Raw genomic sequence first — 17,232 nt, 5'->3', positions numbered from 1 at the left:
GGCTTTATGGCTCGTACTACTCCGATTAGCCGCTACCGTAACATCGGTATCGTTGCTCACGTGGATGCTGGTAAAACCACCACCACTGAGCGCGTACTGTTTTACACCGGCAAAAGTCACAAAATGGGCGAGGTGCATGACGGCGCCGCGACCACAGACTGGATGGTTCAGGAGCAGGAGCGTGGTATTACCATTACTTCTGCTGCTATTACCGCCTTCTGGAAAGGTTCCGAGAAGCAGTACAAAGACGAGCACCGCTTCAACGTTATCGATACCCCAGGCCACGTAGACTTCACTATTGAAGTTGAGCGTTCCCTGCGCGTACTCGACGGCGCTGTCGTTGTGTTCTGCGGTACCTCGGGCGTCGAGCCTCAGTCGGAAACCGTATGGCGTCAAGCCAACAAGTACGGCGTTCCACGTCTTGTTTACGTAAACAAGATGGACCGTGCTGGTGCCAACTTCCTGCGCGTGATCGGTCAGATCAAGCAGCGTCTGGGTCATACACCGGTGCCAATCCAATTGGCTATCGGTTCCGAAGACAACTTCCAGGGTCAGATCGATCTGCTCAACATGGAAGCGGTCTACTGGAATGACGCTGACAAAGGTATGGTTCCTGTTCGCAAGCCTATCCCTGCAGAGTTGCAGGAACTGGCTGACGAGTGGCGCAACAACATGGTTGAGGCTGCTGCCGAAGCCAGCGAAGAGCTGATGAACAAGTACCTCGAAGGTGAAGAACTCACCAACGCGGAAATCAAGGCCGCTCTGCGTCAGCGTACTATCGCTGGTGAGATCGTCTTGGCTGTTTGCGGTTCTTCCTTCAAGAACAAGGGTGTTCCCCTGGTTCTCGACGCCGTGATCGACTACTTGCCTGCCCCAACCGACATTCCTGCTATCAAGGGTACCAACCCTGATAACGAGGAAGAAGAGATGGAGCGTCATGCTGACGACAGCGAGCCGTTCTCGGCTCTGGCGTTCAAGATCGCTACCGACCCATTCGTGGGTACTCTGACCTTCGTCCGCGTTTACTCGGGCGTGTTGGCCTCCGGCGACGGCGTGATCAACTCGGTCAAAGGCAAGAAAGAGCGTGTGGGTCGTATGGTGCAAATGCACGCAAACGCCCGTGAAGAGATCAAGGAAGTGCGCGCTGGTGACATCGCGGCCTTGATCGGCATGAAGGACGTCACCACTGGTGAGACTTTGTGCGACGCTGCCAAGCCAATCATCCTGGTTCGCATGGACTTCCCGGAGCCGGTTATTTCGGTTGCCGTAGAGCCTAAGACTAAGGATGACCAGGAAAAAATGGGTATCGCTCTGGGCAAGCTTGCTCAGGAAGATCCATCTTTCCGCGTCAAAACTGATGAAGAGACTGGTCAAACGATCATCTCTGGCATGGGCGAGTTGCACCTGGACATCCTGGTTGACCGGATGCGCCGTGAGTTCAACGTCGAAGCCAACATCGGTAAGCCTCAGGTTTCCTATCGTGAGCGCATCACGAAGAACTGTGAAATCGAAGGCAAGTTCGTTCGTCAGTCCGGCGGTCGTGGTCAGTTCGGTCACTGCTGGATCCGTTTTGCCCCTGCTGACGAAGGTCAGGAAGGTCTGCAATTCGTGAACGAAGTAGTAGGTGGTGTTGTTCCTAAGGAATACATCCCTGCTATCCAGAAGGGTATCGAAGAGCAGATGAAGAACGGTGTTGTTGCCGGCTATCCGCTGATCGGCCTGAAAGCAACCGTTTTTGACGGTTCTTACCACGACGTCGACTCCAACGAGATGGCGTTTAAGGTGGCTGCTTCCATGGCAACCAAGCAACTGGCCCAGAAGGGCGGTGGTGAGTTGCTTGAGCCAATCATGGCGGTAGAAGTTGTTACACCTGAAGACTATATGGGTGATGTCATGGGCGACCTTAACCGTCGTCGCGGCATGATCTTGGGTATGGAAGACACGGTTTCCGGCAAAGTGATTCGCGCCGAGGTTCCGTTGGGTGAGATGTTCGGTTATGCGACCGACGTTCGCTCCATGTCCCAGGGTCGCGCAAGCTACTCTATGGAATTCAAAAAATACAACACAGCTCCGGCGCACATCGCTGAAACTGTATCCAAAAAACAAGGCTGATTCAGTCCTTTAGGCAAGGAGTTAATTGTCGTGGCTAAAGAAAAATTTGATCGTTCCCTACCGCACGTCAACGTTGGCACTATCGGTCACGTTGACCACGGTAAAACCACTCTGACCGCAGCTCTGACTCGCGTCTGCTCCGAGGTTTTCGGTTCTGCAGTCGTTGATTTCGATAAGATCGACAGCGCTCCAGAAGAAAAAGCTCGTGGTATCACCATCAACACCGCGCACGTCGAGTACAACTCGAAGATCCGTCACTACGCTCACGTTGACTGCCCAGGTCACGCTGACTATGTGAAGAACATGATCACCGGTGCTGCCCAGATGGACGGCGCGATCCTGGTTTGCTCGGCCGCTGATGGTCCGATGCCACAAACCCGTGAGCACATCCTGCTGTCCCGTCAGGTAGGCGTTCCGTACATCGTGGTTTTCCTGAACAAGGCTGACCTGGTAGACGACGCTGAGCTGCTGGAACTGGTTGAGATGGAAGTGCGCGATCTGCTGAGCACTTACGACTTCCCAGGTGACGACACTCCGATCATCATCGGTTCTGCTCGTATGGCGCTGGAAGGCAAAGACGATAACGAAATGGGCACCACTGCCGTTCGTAAACTGGTTGAAACTCTGGACAGCTACATCCCAGAACCAGTTCGTCTGACCGACAAGCCGTTCCTGATGCCAATCGAAGACGTATTCTCGATCTCCGGTCGTGGTACTGTTGTTACTGGTCGTATCGAGCGCGGTATCGTTCGCGTTCAAGATGCACTGGAAATCGTTGGTCTGCGTGATACCACCAACACCGTCTGCACTGGTGTTGAAATGTTCCGCAAGCTGCTCGACGAAGGTCGTGCTGGCGAGAACTGCGGCGTTCTGCTGCGTGGTACCAAGCGTGACGACGTTGAGCGTGGCCAGGTTCTGGTTAAGCCGGGTTCGGTTAAGCCGCACACCAAGTTCACCGCAGAAGTTTACGTTCTGAGCAAGGAAGAAGGCGGTCGTCACACTCCGTTCTTCAAAGGCTACCGTCCACAGTTCTACTTCCGTACTACTGACGTGACTGGTAACTGCCAGCTGCCAGAAGGCGTTGAAATGGTAATGCCAGGCGATAACATCCAAATGGAAGTTACCCTGATCAAGACCATCGCAATGGAAGACGGTCTGCGCTTCGCTATCCGTGAAGGCGGCCGTACCGTTGGTGCTGGTGTTGTAGCTAAAATCATCGAGTAAGCGTCTCTTTTGAGATAGCTTCGATGCTTTGAAAAGCCCCCGCTCAGCGGGGGCTTTTTTATTGGGTTGACACCTATCTAGGGCGTCTATAGAATTGCGCCTCCTTTTAACGGGCGTATTGCGCTCGCTGGGAATAGCAGCCGGAGTCTGAAATCCAATGCAAAATCAGCAAATCCGTATCAGGTTGAAGGCTTTTGACCATCGCCTGATCGACCAATCCACCCAGGAAATCGTGGAAACCGCGAAACGTACTGGTGCTCAAGTGCGTGGTCCAATTCCACTGCCTACCCGTAAAGAGCGGTTCACCGTTCTGGTCTCCCCGCACGTCAACAAAGACGCGCGTGACCAGTACGAGATCCGTACTCATAAGCGCGTACTGGACATCGTCCAGCCAACGGATAAAACCGTTGATGCACTTATGAAGCTCGATCTGGCGGCCGGTGTGGAAGTACAGATCAGCCTCGGCTAAGACTTGGGTCTTAGTCGTGTAACGCTCTGAAATGGGCGGCCATAGCGGGTGAAAGCCCCGTACACTCATGAGGTTTACAACATGACTATTGGTGTAGTCGGTCGTAAATGCGGTATGACCCGTATTTTCACCGAAGAAGGTGTCTCCATTCCGGTTACGGTCATTGAGATCGAGCCGAATCGCGTCACCCAGTTCAAAACTGAAGAAACCGATGGCTATCGTGCAGTGCAAGTCACTGTCGGCGAGCGTCGTGCTTCGCGTGTGACTGCTGCTCAAGCAGGCCACTTCGCTAAAGCAAACGTTGCAGCTGGTCGTACTGTCATGGAGTTCCGTCTTGAAGAAGGCGACTACCAGGCTGGCGATCTGATCAACGCTGAAATCTTCGCCGCTGGTCAACTGGTTGATGTAACCGGTCAGTCCAAGGGTAAAGGCTTCCAGGGTACGATCAAGCGTTGGAATTTCCGTGGTCAAGACAACACTCACGGTAACTCCGTCTCCCACCGCGTCCCGGGCTCTATTGGCCAGTGCCAGACTCCTGGTCGTGTATTCAAGGGCAAAAAAATGTCCGGTCATATGGGCGCTGAGCGCGTGACCGTGCAGTCCCTCGAAGTAGTGCGCGTCGACGCTGAACGCAATCTGTTGTTGGTCAAGGGTGCTGTTCCTGGCGCTACTGGCGGCAACCTGGTTGTACGTCCAGCGGCCAAGGCTCGCGGTTAAGGGGAAGCTGACATGCAATTAAATGTAAATGACGCTCAAGCGATCGAAGTTTCCGAACTGACATTTGGCGGCGAATTCAACGAGACGCTGGTTCACCAAGCAGTCGTGGCCTACATGGCCGGCGGCCGTCAAGGTAGCAAGCAGCAAAAGACCCGTTCCGACGTTCGTGGTGGCGGTAAGCGCCCGTGGCGTCAGAAAGGTACTGGCCGTGCTCGTGCCGGTACTATCCGTAGCCCAATCTGGCGCGGCGGCGGTACCACTTTCGCAGCTCGTCCGCAGGATCACTCTCAGAAGCTCAACAAGAAGATGTATCGCGCAGCACTGCGCTCCATCCTTGCTGAACTCGTGCGTACTGATCGCCTGGTCGTGGTTCAGGACTTCGCTGTTGAAAGTCCAAAAACCAAAGATCTGCTGGGCAAACTGAACAACATGAGCCTGACCGACGTTTTGATCGTGTCTGAAGCTGTTGATCAGAACCTGTACCTGGCTGCTCGTAACCTGCCACACGTTGATGTACGTGACGTGCAAGGTTCCGATCCAGTTAGTCTGATCGCATACGACAAGGTGTTGATCACCGTGTCGGCCGTGAAGAAATTCGAGGAGCTGCTGGGATGAACCAGGAACGCGTATTTAAAGTTCTGCTTGGCCCGCACGTTTCCGAAAAGGCTACGGTTCTGGCTGACAAGAAAGGCCAGTTCGTTTTCAAGGTTGCAACTGACGCAACCAAGCTGGAAATCAAGAAGGCCGTCGAAAGCCTGTTCAGCGTGAAAGTTGAGCGTGTTACTACCCTGAATGTTCTGGGTAAGAGCAAGCGCACTGCTCGCGGTCTGGGCAAGCGTAATGACTGGAAGAAGGCAGTTATCTCCCTTCAGCCAGGCCAAGATCTCGATTTCAGCAGCAGTGCTGAGTAAGGAAGGGGTGCATCATGGCAATCGTTAAATGCAAACCGACTTCCCCTGGCCGCCGTTTTGTGGTCAAGGTGGTCAACCAGGAGCTGCATAAAGGCGCTCCTCACGCACCGCTGCTCGAGAAGAAATCGAAGACTGGTGGTCGTAACAACAATGGTCGTATTACCACTCGTCACATTGGTGGTGGCCATAAGCAGCATTATCGTCTGGTCGATTTCCGTCGCAACGACAAAGATGGCATCGCTGCCACTGTCGAGCGTATCGAATACGATCCAAACCGTACTGCTCACATCGCTCTGCTGCTGTACGCAGATGGCGAGCGTCGCTACATCATCGCGCCTAAGGGCGTGAGTGCTGGCGACCAGCTGATCGCAGGTGCCTTGGCGCCGATCAAGCCGGGCAACGCTCTGCAACTGCGTAACATTCCAGTTGGTAGCACCGTACACGGCATCGAATTGAAGCCAGGTAAAGGCGCGCAAATCGCTCGTTCCGCTGGTGCTTCGGCTCAGCTGATCGCTCGTGAAGGTGTCTACGTGACCCTGCGTCTGCGTTCTGGTGAGATGCGTAAAGTGCTGGCTGAATGCCGCGCGACCCTGGGTGAAGTCTCGAACTCCGAGCACAGCCTGCGTTCGCTGGGTAAAGCTGGTGCCAAACGCTGGCGTGGCGTTCGCCCAACCGTTCGTGGTGTTGCCATGAACCCGGTTGACCACCCACACGGTGGTGGTGAAGGTCGTACCTCTGGTGGTCGTCATCCGGTATCGCCATGGGGCTTCCCGACTAAGGGCGCGAAGACTCGTGGTAATAAGCGTACCGACAAAATGATCGTCCGTCGTCGCAAGTAAATAGAGGGATACGACAGTGCCACGTTCTCTGAAAAAAGGTCCTTTTATTGATCTTCACCTACTGAAGAAGATCGAAGTGGCGGCGGAAAAGAACGATCGCAAACCAGTTAAGACCTGGTCGCGTCGTTCGATGATCCTGCCACAAATGGTCGGTCTGACCATCGCTGTACACAACGGTCGTCTGCACGTCCCAGTTCTCGTTAACGAAGACATGGTCGGCCACAAACTAGGCGAGTTTGCCGGTACCCGCACTTATCGTGGGCACGTGGCAGACAAGAAAGCCAAGCGTTAAGGGGTAAGGAAATGGAAGTAGCCGCTAAGTTGTCGGGCGCTCGAATCTCCGCCCAGAAAGCCCGCTTGGTCGCCGACCAGATCCGCGGGAAGAAGGTGGGCGAAGCGCTCAACCTGTTGGCTTTCAGCAGTAAGAAAGCCGCCGAGATCATGAAGAAAGTGCTGGAGTCGGCCGTAGCCAACGCCGAGCATAACGAAGGCGCAGACGTTGATGACCTGAAGGTCAGCACCGTTTTCGTCAACGAAGGGCGTTCGCTGAAGCGCATCATGCCACGTGCCAAAGGCCGTGCTGATCGCATCGTCAAGCGGTCTTGCCATATCACTGTCAAGGTTGCTGACAAGTAACGGAGTCGAAGAGATGGGTCAGAAAGTACATCCCATTGGCATTCGCCTGGGAATCGTCAAGGAGCACACCTCCGTCTGGTACGCAGACGGTCGGACTTATGCGGACTATTTGTTCGCTGATCTGAAGGTGCGTGAGTATCTCCAAGACAAACTAAAAAGCGCGTCCGTAAGCCGTATCGATATCCATCGTCCGGCGCAAACTGCACGTATCACCATCCACACCGCTCGTCCAGGTATCGTTATCGGGAAGAAAGGTGAAGATGTTGAGAAACTGCGTCAGGACCTGACCAAGCAAATGGGTGTGCCTGTGCACATCAATATCGAAGAGATCCGCAAGCCGGAGCTCGACGGTATGCTGGTTGCGCAGAGCGTAGCTCAGCAGCTGGAGCGTCGCGTAATGTTCCGTCGCGCTATGAAGCGCGCCGTACAGAACGCCATGCGCATTGGTGCCAAAGGCATCAAAATCCAAGTGAGCGGTCGTCTCGGCGGTGCTGAAATCGCACGTACTGAATGGTATCGCGAAGGTCGTGTGCCACTGCACACCCTGCGTGCCGACATCGACTATGCCAACTACGAAGCTCACACCACTTACGGTGTGATCGGTGTAAAGGTTTGGATCTTCAAAGGCGAAGTAATTGGTGGTCGCCAAGAAGAACTGAAACCACAAGCACCAGCGCCTCGTAAAAAAGCTGCTAAGTAAGGGGTACGCCAAATGTTGCAACCAAAGCGTACGAAGTTCCGCAAGCAGATGACAGGCCACAACCGTGGTCTGGCTCAGCGCGGTAGCAAAGTCAGCTTCGGCGAGTTCGCGCTGAAGTCTGTAGCTCGTGGTCGTCTCACCGCTCGTCAGATCGAGTCAGCGCGTCGTGCACTGACCCGTCACGTAAAACGTGGCGGCAAGATCTGGATCCGTGTATTCCCGGACAAGCCGATCTCCAAAAAGCCTCTCGAGGTTCGGATGGGTAAAGGTAAGGGTAACGTGGAATACTGGGTAGCCCAGATTCAGCCAGGCAAAGTCCTGTATGAAATCGAGGGTGTAACTGAAGAGCTGGCGCGTGAGGCTTTTGCCCTGGCTGCTGCAAAGCTGCCGCTCGCCACCGCCTTTGTTAAACGGACGGTGATGTGATGAAAGCGAATGAACTTCGTGAAAAATCCGCACAGCAGCTGAACGAGCAACTGCTCGGCCTGCTGCGCGACCAGTTCAATCTGCGCATGCAGAAAGCAACTGGCCAGTTGGGGCAGTCTCATCTGCTCTCGCAAGTTAAGCGTGACATTGCTCGCGTGAAGACTGTGCTCAACCAGCAGGCAGGTAAGTGATCATGGCTGAAGCCGAAAAGACTGTCCGTACGCTGACTGGCCGTGTTGTCAGCGACAAGATGGACAAAACCATCACCGTTTTGATCGAGCGTCGCGTTAAGCACCCGATCTACGGTAAATATGTTAAGCGTTCGACTAAGCTGCACGCGCACGACGAAACCAACCAGTGCCACATCGGCGACAAAGTCACTATTCGTGAAACTCGTCCGCTGGCCAAGACTAAGTCTTGGGCATTGGTTGATGTTCTCGAACGCGCTGTGGAAGTCTAAGGACTAGGGGTCGGAGAAATTATATGATTCAGACTCAATCCATGCTCGATGTGGCCGATAACAGCGGCGCTCGCCGTGTTATGTGCATCAAGGTGCTGGGTGGCTCCCATCGTCGTTACGCTGGTATCGGTGACATCATCAAAGTTACCGTGAAGGAAGCAATTCCTCGCGGTAAGGTGAAAAAAGGCCAAGTGATGACTGCTGTTGTAGTCCGCACTCGTCACGGCGTACGCCGTGCAGATGGCTCCATTATCCGCTTTGATGGCAACGCTGCTGTTCTTCTGAACAACAAGCAAGAGCCGATCGGCACCCGTATCTTTGGGCCAGTGACCCGTGAACTTCGTACTGAGAAGTTCATGAAGATCGTCTCGCTCGCCCCAGAAGTGCTGTAAGGAGATCCGACATGCAAAAGATTCGTCGTGACGACGAGATCATCGTGATCGCCGGCAAAGACAAAGGTAAGCGCGGTAAGGTGCTGAAGGTTCTCGCTGACGACCGTCTGGTTGTTGGTGGTCTGAACCTGGTCAAGCGTCATACCAAGCCTAACCCGATGTCGGGCGTACAAGGCGGTATCGTCGAGAAAGAAGCGCCACTGCACGCTTCTAACGTCGCCATCTTCAATGGCGAAACCAACAAGGCTGACCGCGTTGGTTTCAAAGTAGAAGACGGTAAGAAAATTCGTGTCTTCAAGTCGACCCAAAAAGCGGTTGATGCTTGAACACTGCTAGGTAGATAAGACCATGGCACGACTACAAGAGATTTACCGGAAGGAAATCGCCCCCAAGCTTAAGGAAGAACTTAAGCTCGGGAACGTGATGGAAGTTCCGCGCGTTACCAAAATCACCCTGAACATGGGTCTGGGCGAAGCGATCGGCGACAAAAAAGTCATCGAGCACGCTGTTGCTGACCTGGAAAAGATCACCGGTCAAAAAGTCGTTGTGACTTACGCTCGGAAATCCATCGCTGGCTTTAAAGTCCGTGAAGGTTGGCCGATCGGCGTCAAAGTGACTCTGCGCCGTGAGCGTATGTACGAATTCCTGGATCGTCTGCTGTCGATCTCCCTGCCTCGGGTTCGCGACTTCCGCGGCCTGAATGCCAAGTCCTTCGATGGTCGTGGTAACTACAGCATGGGCGTGAAAGAGCAGATCATCTTCCCGGAAATCGACTACGACAAGATCGATGCTCTCCGCGGTCTGGACATCACCCTGACCACCACTGCCAAGAACGATGATGAAGGTCGCGCCCTGTTGCGTGCTTTCAAATTCCCGTTCCGCAACTGATTGGAGTAGGACCATGGCCAAGATGAGCATGAAAAACCGCGAGCTGAAGCGTCAGCTCACGGTTGCCAAGTACGCCAAGAAGCGTGCAGCACTGAAAGCAATCATCGTTGATCTGAACGCAAGTCCAGAAGCGCGTTGGGAAGCTACAGTTGCCCTGCAGAAGCAGCCACGTGACGCAAGCGCTTCGCGCATGCGTAACCGCTGCCGCCTGACCGGTCGTCCACACGGCGTTTACCGCAAGTTCGGCCTCGGCCGTAACAAATTGCGTGAAGCGGCAATGCGTGGTGACGTACCAGGTTTGGTTAAAGCCAGCTGGTAAGTACTTTCAGCGCCTAGGTGGTCTGAATCGAAAGATACTGACCGCCGGTGGCCCTGAATCTGGAACAAGCCCCTTTTGGGGCTTGTTTCATTTCCGGAGTGTGTCTAAAATACGCGGCTCGCCTGAGCCCGTGTTTTTTACCCGGAGATTCTCAGCGACATATGTAGCCGCAAGGCTAATTTTTTTGTATTAGGAGCGTCTAGCCCATGAGTATGCAGGACCCGTTAGCGGACATGCTAACTCGTATCCGTAATGCCCAGATGGCTGAAAAGTCCGTCGTAAGCATGCCATCTTCCAAGTTGAAGGTTGCTGTTGCCAAAGTCCTGAAAGACGAAGGCTACATTGCGGGTTATCAGATCAGCAGCGAAATCAAACCACTGCTGTCCATCGAGCTGAAGTACTTCGAAGGCCGTTCGGTCATCGAGGAAGTGAAGCGCGTTAGCCGTCCAGGCCTGCGTCAGTACAAGTCCGCTGAAGATCTGCCGAAAGTTCGTGGCGGTCTGGGCGTGTCTATCGTCTCCACCAACAAAGGTGTGATGACGGATCGTGCTGCGCGCGCTGCCGGTGTCGGCGGCGAAGTTCTTTGCACTGTGTTCTAAGGGGGGATAAGCATGTCTCGCGTCGCTAAGAACCCCGTTAAGCTGCCAGCCGGTGTCGAAGTCAAATTCGCAGGCCAACAGCTTTCGGTGAAGGGTGCCAAGGGCACTCTTGAACTGAATATCCATTCGTCCGTTGAGATCGTTGAAGAAGCTGGTGAGCTGCGTTTCGCTGCTCGCAATGGCGATCAACAAACTCGCGCAATGGCTGGTACCACGCGTGCGTTGGTAAACAACATGGTCCAAGGCGTAAGCCAAGGCTTCGAGCGTAAGCTCCAGCTGGTCGGTGTTGGTTACAAAGCGCAAGCAAAAGGCACGGTTTTGAACCTGGCCCTTGGCTTCTCGCACCCAGTGGATTACGAACTGCCGGAAGGCATCACCGCTGAGACTCCTAGCCAGACCGATATCCTGATCAAGGGCATCGATAAGCAACTGGTAGGTCAAGTGGCTGCTGAGATCCGCGACTTCCGTCCACCAGAGCCGTACAAAGGCAAAGGTGTGCGCTACGCGGACGAAGTCGTCCGTCGTAAAGAAGCCAAGAAGAAGTAGGGCATAGCAAATGACCGACAAAAAAGTTACTCGACTGCGTCGCGCTCGCAAAGCACGCCTGAAAATGCACGAACTCGAAGTCGTGCGTCTCTGCGTGTTCCGCTCGTCGCAGCACATCTACGCCCAGGTCATCTCGGCCGACGGCAACAAAGTCTTGGCCAGCGCCTCGACTTTGGATAAAGAACTGCGTGATGGTGCCACTGGCAACATCGACGCGGCCACAAAGGTTGGCCAGCTGGTCGCTACGCGTGCTAAGGCCGCTGGCGTCTCGCAAGTGGCTTTCGACCGCTCTGGCTTCAAGTACCACGGCCGCGTTAAAGCGCTGGCTGATGCTGCTCGTGAAGCTGGGCTGGAGTTCTAAGTTATGTCAAATAACGACCAAAAGCGCGACGAAGGCTACATTGAGAAGCTGGTTCAAGTTAACCGCGTAGCCAAAACCGTTAAAGGCGGCCGTATCTTCACTTTCACCGCGTTGACCGTGGTTGGTGATGGTAAAGGGCGCGTTGGCTTCGGCCGTGGTAAGTCACGTGAAGTGCCTGCTGCGATCCAGAAGGCAATGGAAGCTGCTCGTCGCAACATGATCCAAGTTGATCTGAACGGCACCACGCTGCAGTACGCAATGAAGTCCGCTCACGGCGCTTCGAAGGTGTACATGCAGCCTGCTTCTGAAGGTACCGGTATCATCGCTGGCGGCGCTATGCGTGCTGTCCTCGAGGTTGCTGGCGTTCAGAACGTTCTGGCCAAGTGCTATGGCTCGACTAACCCGGTAAACGTGGTTCACGCCACTTTCAAAGGTTTGAAAGCTATGCAATCTCCTGAATCCATTGCCGCCAAGCGTGGCAAAAGCGTCAAGGAGATCTTCTGATCATGGCTACCGTTAAAGTAACGCTGATCAAAAGCATGACCGGCCGCATCCCTAACCACAAATTGTGCGTTAAGGGTTTGGGTCTGCGTCGCATCGGTCACACTGTAGAAGTCCAGGATACTCCCGAGAATCGCGGGATGATCAACAAGGCTTACTACATGCTGCGTGTCGAGGGTTAATCGATGAAACTCAATGATCTGAGTCCAGCGCCGGGTTCCCGTCGCGAAAAGCATCGTCCGGGCCGTGGTATCGGTAGCGGTTTGGGTAAGACTGGTGGCCGTGGCCACAAAGGTCAAACCTCCCGCTCCGGTGGCACCATTGCTCCAGGCTTTGAAGGCGGTCAACAGCCGCTGCATCGTCGCCTGCCTAAGTTCGGTTTCGTTTCCCTGAAGGCCATGGACCGCGCAGAAGTGCGTCTGTCCGAGCTGGCTAAAGTGGAAGGCGACATCGTTACTGTGCAGACCCTGAAAGATGCCAACGTGATCAACGTCAACGTACAGCGTGTGAAAATCATGCTGTCCGGTGAAGTGACTCGCGCTGTCACTATCGGCAAGGGAATCGGCGCCACCAAAGGTGCGCGTTCGGCTATCGAAGCAGCTGGCGGCAAGTTCGAGGAATAAATGGCTAAGCAAGGTGCTCTCTCAGCGCTCGGCAAAGGCGGTATGTCTGAACTTTGGGCTCGTCTGCGTTTTCTGTTCCTGGCGATTATCGTCTACCGAATAGGCGCACACATCCCGGTTCCAGGTATCAACCCGGACCGACTCGCAGACCTGTTTCGACAGAATGAGGGGACCATTCTTAGCTTGTTCAACATGTTTTCTGGCGGCGCGCTGGAACGGATGAGCATTTTTGCACTGGGGATCATGCCGTACATCTCGGCATCGATCATCATGCAACTGATGACCGCCGTCAGCCCGCAGCTGGAGCAGTTGAAGAAGGAAGGTGAAGCTGGCCGTCGCAAGATTAGCCAGTACACCCGCTACGGCACTGTCATCCTCGCCCTGGTTCAAGCTATCGGCATGTCCGTTGGCTTGGCGGGGCAGGGTGTTGCGTTCACTGGTGACTTTGGCTTCCATTTCGTCGCGGTATCCACTTTTGTGGCTGGTGCGATGTTCATGATGTGGCTGGGTGAGCAGATTACTGAGCGTGGTGTTGGTAACGGTATCTCGATGTTGATTTTCGCAGGTATCGTCGCCGGTCTTCCGAGAGCAATCGGGCAGTCTTTCGAGTCTGCGCGTCAGGGTGATATCAATATCTTTGCCCTGGTTGCCATCGGTTTGCTGGCAGTAGCGATTATCGGTTTTGTGGTGTTCATTGAGCGTGGCCAGCGTCGTATTGCTGTTCACTACGCCAAGCGTCAGCAGGGCCGTAAGGTTTTTGCTGCGCAGACCAGCCACTTGCCGCTGAAAGTGAATATGGCCGGTGTTATTCCGGCAATTTTCGCGAGCAGCATTTTGCTGTTTCCGGCTTCGTTGGGTACCTGGTTTGGTCAGTCTGAAAATATGGGCTGGCTGCAGGACCTCTCTCAGTCGATCGCTCCTGGTCAGCCGTTGAATATTCTGCTGTTTAGTGCAGGGATTATTTTCTTCTGCTTCTTCTATACGGCGTTGATGTTCAATCCGAAAGACGTAGCGGAAAACCTGAAGAAGTCCGGTGCCTTTATTCCGGGTATTCGTCCAGGTGAGCAGTCTGCACGCTACATTGATGGCGTTCTGACTCGTTTGACCCTGTTCGGTGCTCTATATATGACGGCCGTGTGCTTGTTGCCCCAGTTCCTGGTGGTTGCAGCAAACGTTCCGTTCTACCTTGGCGGGACCTCGTTGCTGATCGTGGTCGTGGTTGTGATGGACTTCATGTCCCAAGTACAATCGCACCTCGTTTCGCACCAGTACGAATCCCTGATGAAGAAAGCCAACCTGAAGGGTTACGGCAGCGGCATGTTGCGCTGAGTACCCATAAGGTTCGAGGAGTTGGTGATGAAAGTTCGTGCATCGGTGAAAAAGCTGTGCCGTAACTGCAAGATTATTCGCCGCGAAGGTGTTGTTCGAGTAATTTGCAGCGCGGAACCGCGTCACAAACAGCGCCAAGGCTGAGTGTGATCCGCTTGAAGCCCGGCAGCTAGTGCGCTGCCGGGTTGATTATTTGTTATTACAGCGATATTATCTCGCGCCCTATTTCTTGGCTTCCGGGGCGTAGGTAGCTGTCAATTGGAGTCCCACTGAATGGCCCGTATTGCAGGCGTTAACATTCCAGATAACAAGCACACTGTTATCTCGCTGACCTACATCTATGGTGTTGGTCGCACTACTGCGCAGAAAATTTGCGCGGTTGCTGGGGTAAACCCAGCCGCTAAGATCAAGGATCTGAGCGACGAGCAGATTGAATTGCTGCGTGGCGAAGTGGCGAAGTTCACCACTGAAGGTGACCTGCGTCGCGAAATCAACATGAAAATCAAGCGTTTGATGGACCTCGGTTGCTATCGCGGTCTGCGTCATCGTCGTGGTCTTCCAGTACGCGGTCAGCGTACCAAGACTAACGCGCGTACCCGTAAAGGTCCGCGTAAGCCGATCCGCAAGTAATCGCCCCAGCGAATCGACAGGAAAATTATCATGGCAAAACCTGCTGCTCGTCCTCGTAAAAAAGTTAAAAAGACAGTGGTTGATGGCATCGCCCACATCCATGCATCTTTTAACAACACCATCGTGACCATCACCGACCGTCAAGGTAACGCGCTTTCTTGGGCTACCTCCGGTGGTTCGGGTTTCCGCGGTTCCCGCAAGTCCACCCCGTTTGCTGCTCAAGTAGCTGCTGAACGTGCTGGTCAAGCTGCGCTGGAATATGGCCTGAAAAACCTCGACGTTAACGTCAAAGGTCCAGGTCCAGGTCGTGAGTCTGCTGTCCGTGCTTTGAACGGCTGTGGCTATAAGATCGCCAGCATCACCGACGTGACGCCAATCCCGCACAACGGGTGCCGTCCGCCGAAGAAGCGCCGCGTGTAATCCAGGAGATTGTAAAGAATGGCTCGTTACATTGGTCCAAAATGCAAACTCGCTCGTCGCGAAGGCACCGATCTCTTCCTGAAGAGCGGCGTGCGCGCGATCGAATCGAAGTGCAACATTGAAGCAGCACCTGGTATCCACGGCCAACGCCGCGGTCGCCAGTCCGATTACGGCACCCAGCTGCGTGAAAAGCAGAAGGTCCGTCGTATCTACGGCGTTCTCGAGCGTCAGTTCAGCGGCTACTACAAAGAAGCTGCTGGCAAGAAAGGTGCAACCGGTGAAAACCTGCTGCAACTGCTCGAATGCCGTCTGGACAACGTTGTATACCGTATGGGCTTTGGTTCGACTCGTGCCGAATCCCGTCAGCTGGTATCGCACAAGTCGATCAGCGTTAACGGTCAGACCGTAAACGTTCCGTCCTACCAGGTTCGTGCTGGTGACGTGGTCGCAGTTCGCGAGAAAGCAAAAAACCAACTTCGCATTGTCCAAGCTCTCGATCTGTGTGCCCAACGTGGCCGCGTAGAATGGGTAGAAGTAGACACTGAGAAGAAGTCGGGCGTTTTCAAGAACGTTCCTGCTCGCAGTGATCTGTCCGCCGACATCAACGAAAGCCTGATTGTCGAGCTCTACTCCAAGTAAGGGCTAGAAAATAGGTGCATCCATGCAGATTTCGGTAAATGAGTTCCTGACACCCCGCCACATTGATGTGCAGGTTGTCAGTCCAACCCGCGCCAAGATCACTCTCGAGCCTCTCGAGCGTGGTTTTGGCCACACCCTGGGCAACGCGCTGCGCCGCATCCTGTTGTCCTCAATGCCCGGCTGTGCAGTAGTCGAGGCCGAGATTGACGGTGTGCTCCACGAGTACAGCGCCATCGAAGGTGTACAGGAAGACGTAATTGAAATCCTGTTGAACCTTAAAGGTCTGGCTATCAAGCTGCACGGCCGTGACGAAGTTACGCTGACCTTGTCGAAGAAGGGTTCGGGGGTGGTTACCGCTGCCGATATTCAGCTGGATCATGATGTCGAGATCGTTAACCCCGATCACGTAATCGCTAACCTGGCGTCTAACGGCGCCCTGAACATGAAGCTCACCGTAGCTCGTGGTCGTGGTTATGAACCGGCCGACTCGCGTCAGAGCGATGAAGACGAAAGCCGCAGCATTGGTCGCTTGCAGCTTGACTCTTCGTTCAGCCCGGTTCGCCGTATCGCATACGTGGTGGAAAACGCCCGTGTCGAGCAGCGTACTAACCTGGACAAGCTGGTTATTGATCTGGAAACCAACGGTACTCTGGATCCTGAAGAGGCTATTCGCCGCGCTGCAACCATTCTGCAACAGCAGTTGGCTGCGTTCGTCGACCTCAAAGGTGACAGCGAACCAGTGGTAATCGAGCAGGAAGACGAGATCGATCCGATCCTGCTTCGCCCGGTTGACGATCTGGAACTGACTGTACGTTCGGCTAACTGCCTTAAGGCGGAAAACATTTACTACATCGGCGACCTGATTCAGCGTACCGAAGTAGAACTGTTGAAGACTCCGAACCTGGGCAAGAAATCCTTGACTGAAATCAAGGACGTTCTGGCCTCCCGCGGTCTGTCCCTCGGCATGCGCCTCGACAACTGGCCGCCTGCAAGTCTTAAGAAGGACGACAAGGCGACTGCCTGATCGTCGTAATCACCGAACGTGAGTTTGGTAAGGAATGAACCATGCGTCATCGTAAAAGTGGTCGTCACCTGAGCCGTACCAGCTCGCACCGCAAGGCCATGTTTCAAAACATGGCGGTGTCGCTGTTCGAGCACGAGCTGATCAAAACTACACTGCCGAAAGCTAAAGAACTGCGTCGCGTTGCTGAGCCGCTGATCACTTTGGCTAAGACAGACAGCCTGGCTAACCGCCGTCTGGCATTCGACCGTACTCGTTCGAAAGCTATCGTTGGTAAGCTCTTCAACGACCTGGGCAAGCGTTACGCTACCCGTGAGGGTGGCTACCTGCGCATCCTCAAGTGCGGTTTCCGCGCTGGCGACAACGCGCCTATGGCGTACGTCGAGTTGGTTGATCGTGCTACTGCCGGCGAAGCTGTAAGCGCCGAGTAAGACGACAAGCTGTAACGAAGAACCGGGCCGAGTGCCCGG

General features: G+C 54.3%; 30 protein-coding genes. All 30 read left to right on the top strand.

The window, feature by feature from the left end; genetic code table 11:
* Nucleotides 1–6: 6 nt before the first annotated feature.
* The 30 genes from fusA (at nt 7) to rplQ (ending at nt 17,193) form a co-directional block, all read left to right on the top strand.
* A complete protein-coding gene (fusA, locus tag ACHPFG_RS28360; protein WP_431701051.1) occupies nt 7–2,112 on the top strand; it encodes an elongation factor G in 2,106 nt (701 codons plus the stop codon).
* A gap of 30 nt (nt 2,113–2,142) precedes the next feature.
* Nucleotides 2,143–3,336, top strand: a complete 1,194-nt coding sequence (gene tuf / locus ACHPFG_RS28355) for an elongation factor Tu (RefSeq protein ID WP_027605166.1) — start codon at nt 2,143–2,145, stop codon at nt 3,334–3,336.
* A 157-nt stretch (nt 3,337–3,493) separates the two neighbouring features.
* The gene (gene rpsJ / locus ACHPFG_RS28350) at nt 3,494–3,805 is read left to right on the top strand and encodes a 30S ribosomal protein S10 (RefSeq protein WP_003186070.1); all 312 of its coding nucleotides are present in this window, start codon (nt 3,494–3,496) and stop codon (nt 3,803–3,805) included.
* A gap of 81 nt (nt 3,806–3,886) precedes the next feature.
* Complete coding sequence (gene rplC, locus ACHPFG_RS28345) at nt 3,887–4,522, top strand: 50S ribosomal protein L3 (protein ID WP_007253310.1); 636 nt, start codon at nt 3,887–3,889, stop codon at nt 4,520–4,522.
* A 12-nt stretch (nt 4,523–4,534) separates the two neighbouring features.
* On the top strand, nt 4,535–5,137 hold the full coding sequence (gene rplD, locus ACHPFG_RS28340; protein WP_003176424.1) for a 50S ribosomal protein L4: 603 nt from the start codon (nt 4,535–4,537) through the stop codon (nt 5,135–5,137).
* Nucleotides 5,134–5,433 carry a 50S ribosomal protein L23 gene (gene rplW, locus ACHPFG_RS28335; RefSeq protein WP_002555488.1) on the top strand — a complete coding sequence of 100 codons (300 nt, stop codon included), beginning with the start codon at nt 5,134–5,136 and terminating at the stop codon, nt 5,431–5,433. The genes rplD and rplW overlap by 4 nt, the downstream gene beginning before the upstream one ends.
* A gap of 14 nt (nt 5,434–5,447) precedes the next feature.
* Nucleotides 5,448–6,272 carry a 50S ribosomal protein L2 gene (gene rplB / locus ACHPFG_RS28330; RefSeq protein ID WP_003210080.1) on the top strand — a complete coding sequence of 275 codons (825 nt, stop codon included), beginning with the start codon at nt 5,448–5,450 and terminating at the stop codon, nt 6,270–6,272.
* 16 nt (nt 6,273–6,288) lie between these two features.
* Complete coding sequence (gene rpsS, locus ACHPFG_RS28325) at nt 6,289–6,564, top strand: 30S ribosomal protein S19 (RefSeq protein WP_003232420.1); 276 nt, start codon at nt 6,289–6,291, stop codon at nt 6,562–6,564.
* 11 nt (nt 6,565–6,575) lie between these two features.
* Nucleotides 6,576–6,908 carry a 50S ribosomal protein L22 gene (gene rplV, locus ACHPFG_RS28320; RefSeq protein WP_003103908.1) on the top strand — a complete coding sequence of 111 codons (333 nt, stop codon included), beginning with the start codon at nt 6,576–6,578 and terminating at the stop codon, nt 6,906–6,908.
* A gap of 13 nt (nt 6,909–6,921) precedes the next feature.
* A complete protein-coding gene (gene rpsC, locus ACHPFG_RS28315; protein ID WP_003176422.1) occupies nt 6,922–7,608 on the top strand; it encodes a 30S ribosomal protein S3 in 687 nt (228 codons plus the stop codon).
* Nucleotides 7,609–7,620: 12 nt separating this feature from the next.
* The gene (gene rplP, locus ACHPFG_RS28310; protein ID WP_003232424.1) at nt 7,621–8,034 is read left to right on the top strand and encodes a 50S ribosomal protein L16; all 414 of its coding nucleotides are present in this window, start codon (nt 7,621–7,623) and stop codon (nt 8,032–8,034) included.
* A complete protein-coding gene (gene rpmC / locus ACHPFG_RS28305; RefSeq protein WP_002555481.1) occupies nt 8,034–8,225 on the top strand; it encodes a 50S ribosomal protein L29 in 192 nt (63 codons plus the stop codon). Before rplP ends, rpmC begins: the two co-directional genes overlap by 1 nt.
* A gap of 2 nt (nt 8,226–8,227) precedes the next feature.
* The gene (gene rpsQ / locus ACHPFG_RS28300) at nt 8,228–8,494 is read left to right on the top strand and encodes a 30S ribosomal protein S17 (protein WP_003176419.1); all 267 of its coding nucleotides are present in this window, start codon (nt 8,228–8,230) and stop codon (nt 8,492–8,494) included.
* A gap of 23 nt (nt 8,495–8,517) precedes the next feature.
* A complete protein-coding gene (rplN, locus tag ACHPFG_RS28295; protein ID WP_002555479.1) occupies nt 8,518–8,886 on the top strand; it encodes a 50S ribosomal protein L14 in 369 nt (122 codons plus the stop codon).
* A gap of 11 nt (nt 8,887–8,897) precedes the next feature.
* Nucleotides 8,898–9,212, top strand: a complete 315-nt coding sequence (gene rplX / locus ACHPFG_RS28290) for a 50S ribosomal protein L24 (RefSeq protein ID WP_007896770.1) — start codon at nt 8,898–8,900, stop codon at nt 9,210–9,212.
* Nucleotides 9,213–9,234: 22 nt separating this feature from the next.
* Nucleotides 9,235–9,774 carry a 50S ribosomal protein L5 gene (gene rplE, locus ACHPFG_RS28285; RefSeq protein WP_003194642.1) on the top strand — a complete coding sequence of 180 codons (540 nt, stop codon included), beginning with the start codon at nt 9,235–9,237 and terminating at the stop codon, nt 9,772–9,774.
* 13 nt (nt 9,775–9,787) lie between these two features.
* Nucleotides 9,788–10,093 carry a 30S ribosomal protein S14 gene (gene rpsN, locus ACHPFG_RS28280; RefSeq protein ID WP_003176414.1) on the top strand — a complete coding sequence of 102 codons (306 nt, stop codon included), beginning with the start codon at nt 9,788–9,790 and terminating at the stop codon, nt 10,091–10,093.
* A gap of 206 nt (nt 10,094–10,299) precedes the next feature.
* A complete protein-coding gene (gene rpsH / locus ACHPFG_RS28275) occupies nt 10,300–10,692 on the top strand; it encodes a 30S ribosomal protein S8 (RefSeq protein WP_003176413.1) in 393 nt (130 codons plus the stop codon).
* Between the two features lie 12 nt (nt 10,693–10,704).
* A complete protein-coding gene (rplF, locus tag ACHPFG_RS28270) occupies nt 10,705–11,238 on the top strand; it encodes a 50S ribosomal protein L6 (protein WP_003176412.1) in 534 nt (177 codons plus the stop codon).
* 10 nt (nt 11,239–11,248) lie between these two features.
* Nucleotides 11,249–11,599, top strand: coding sequence for a 50S ribosomal protein L18 (rplR, locus tag ACHPFG_RS28265; RefSeq protein WP_003186037.1), 351 nt, complete (start codon nt 11,249–11,251; stop codon nt 11,597–11,599).
* Between the two features lie 3 nt (nt 11,600–11,602).
* Nucleotides 11,603–12,103 (top strand): 30S ribosomal protein S5, encoded by a 501-nt coding sequence (gene rpsE / locus ACHPFG_RS28260; protein ID WP_003186035.1) that lies wholly within the window; start codon nt 11,603–11,605, stop codon nt 12,101–12,103.
* A 2-nt stretch (nt 12,104–12,105) separates the two neighbouring features.
* A complete protein-coding gene (gene rpmD, locus ACHPFG_RS28255) occupies nt 12,106–12,282 on the top strand; it encodes a 50S ribosomal protein L30 (RefSeq protein ID WP_003176408.1) in 177 nt (58 codons plus the stop codon).
* 3 nt (nt 12,283–12,285) lie between these two features.
* A complete protein-coding gene (rplO, locus tag ACHPFG_RS28250; RefSeq protein WP_003176407.1) occupies nt 12,286–12,723 on the top strand; it encodes a 50S ribosomal protein L15 in 438 nt (145 codons plus the stop codon).
* Nucleotides 12,724–14,052, top strand: coding sequence for a preprotein translocase subunit SecY (gene secY, locus ACHPFG_RS28245; protein ID WP_003176406.1), 1,329 nt, complete (start codon nt 12,724–12,726; stop codon nt 14,050–14,052).
* A 27-nt stretch (nt 14,053–14,079) separates the two neighbouring features.
* Nucleotides 14,080–14,196, top strand: coding sequence for a 50S ribosomal protein L36 (rpmJ, locus tag ACHPFG_RS28240; RefSeq protein ID WP_002555468.1), 117 nt, complete (start codon nt 14,080–14,082; stop codon nt 14,194–14,196).
* 129 nt (nt 14,197–14,325) lie between these two features.
* Nucleotides 14,326–14,682 (top strand): 30S ribosomal protein S13, encoded by a 357-nt coding sequence (rpsM, locus tag ACHPFG_RS28235; protein ID WP_024077676.1) that lies wholly within the window; start codon nt 14,326–14,328, stop codon nt 14,680–14,682.
* Between the two features lie 30 nt (nt 14,683–14,712).
* Nucleotides 14,713–15,102, top strand: coding sequence for a 30S ribosomal protein S11 (gene rpsK / locus ACHPFG_RS28230; protein WP_002555466.1), 390 nt, complete (start codon nt 14,713–14,715; stop codon nt 15,100–15,102).
* A gap of 18 nt (nt 15,103–15,120) precedes the next feature.
* Nucleotides 15,121–15,741 (top strand): 30S ribosomal protein S4, encoded by a 621-nt coding sequence (gene rpsD, locus ACHPFG_RS28225; RefSeq protein WP_003176404.1) that lies wholly within the window; start codon nt 15,121–15,123, stop codon nt 15,739–15,741.
* A 22-nt stretch (nt 15,742–15,763) separates the two neighbouring features.
* Nucleotides 15,764–16,765 (top strand): DNA-directed RNA polymerase subunit alpha, encoded by a 1,002-nt coding sequence (locus tag ACHPFG_RS28220; RefSeq protein WP_003176403.1) that lies wholly within the window; start codon nt 15,764–15,766, stop codon nt 16,763–16,765.
* Between the two features lie 41 nt (nt 16,766–16,806).
* On the top strand, nt 16,807–17,193 hold the full coding sequence (gene rplQ / locus ACHPFG_RS28215; RefSeq protein ID WP_003176402.1) for a 50S ribosomal protein L17: 387 nt from the start codon (nt 16,807–16,809) through the stop codon (nt 17,191–17,193).
* Nucleotides 17,194–17,232 lie beyond the last annotated feature (39 nt).

Source organism: Pseudomonas sp. BR20 (assembly GCF_050780135.1).
In the GTDB taxonomy this organism is placed as follows: Bacteria; Pseudomonadota; Gammaproteobacteria; order Pseudomonadales; family Pseudomonadaceae; genus Aquipseudomonas.
This window is presented reverse-complemented; position numbering and strand designations above follow the sequence as displayed.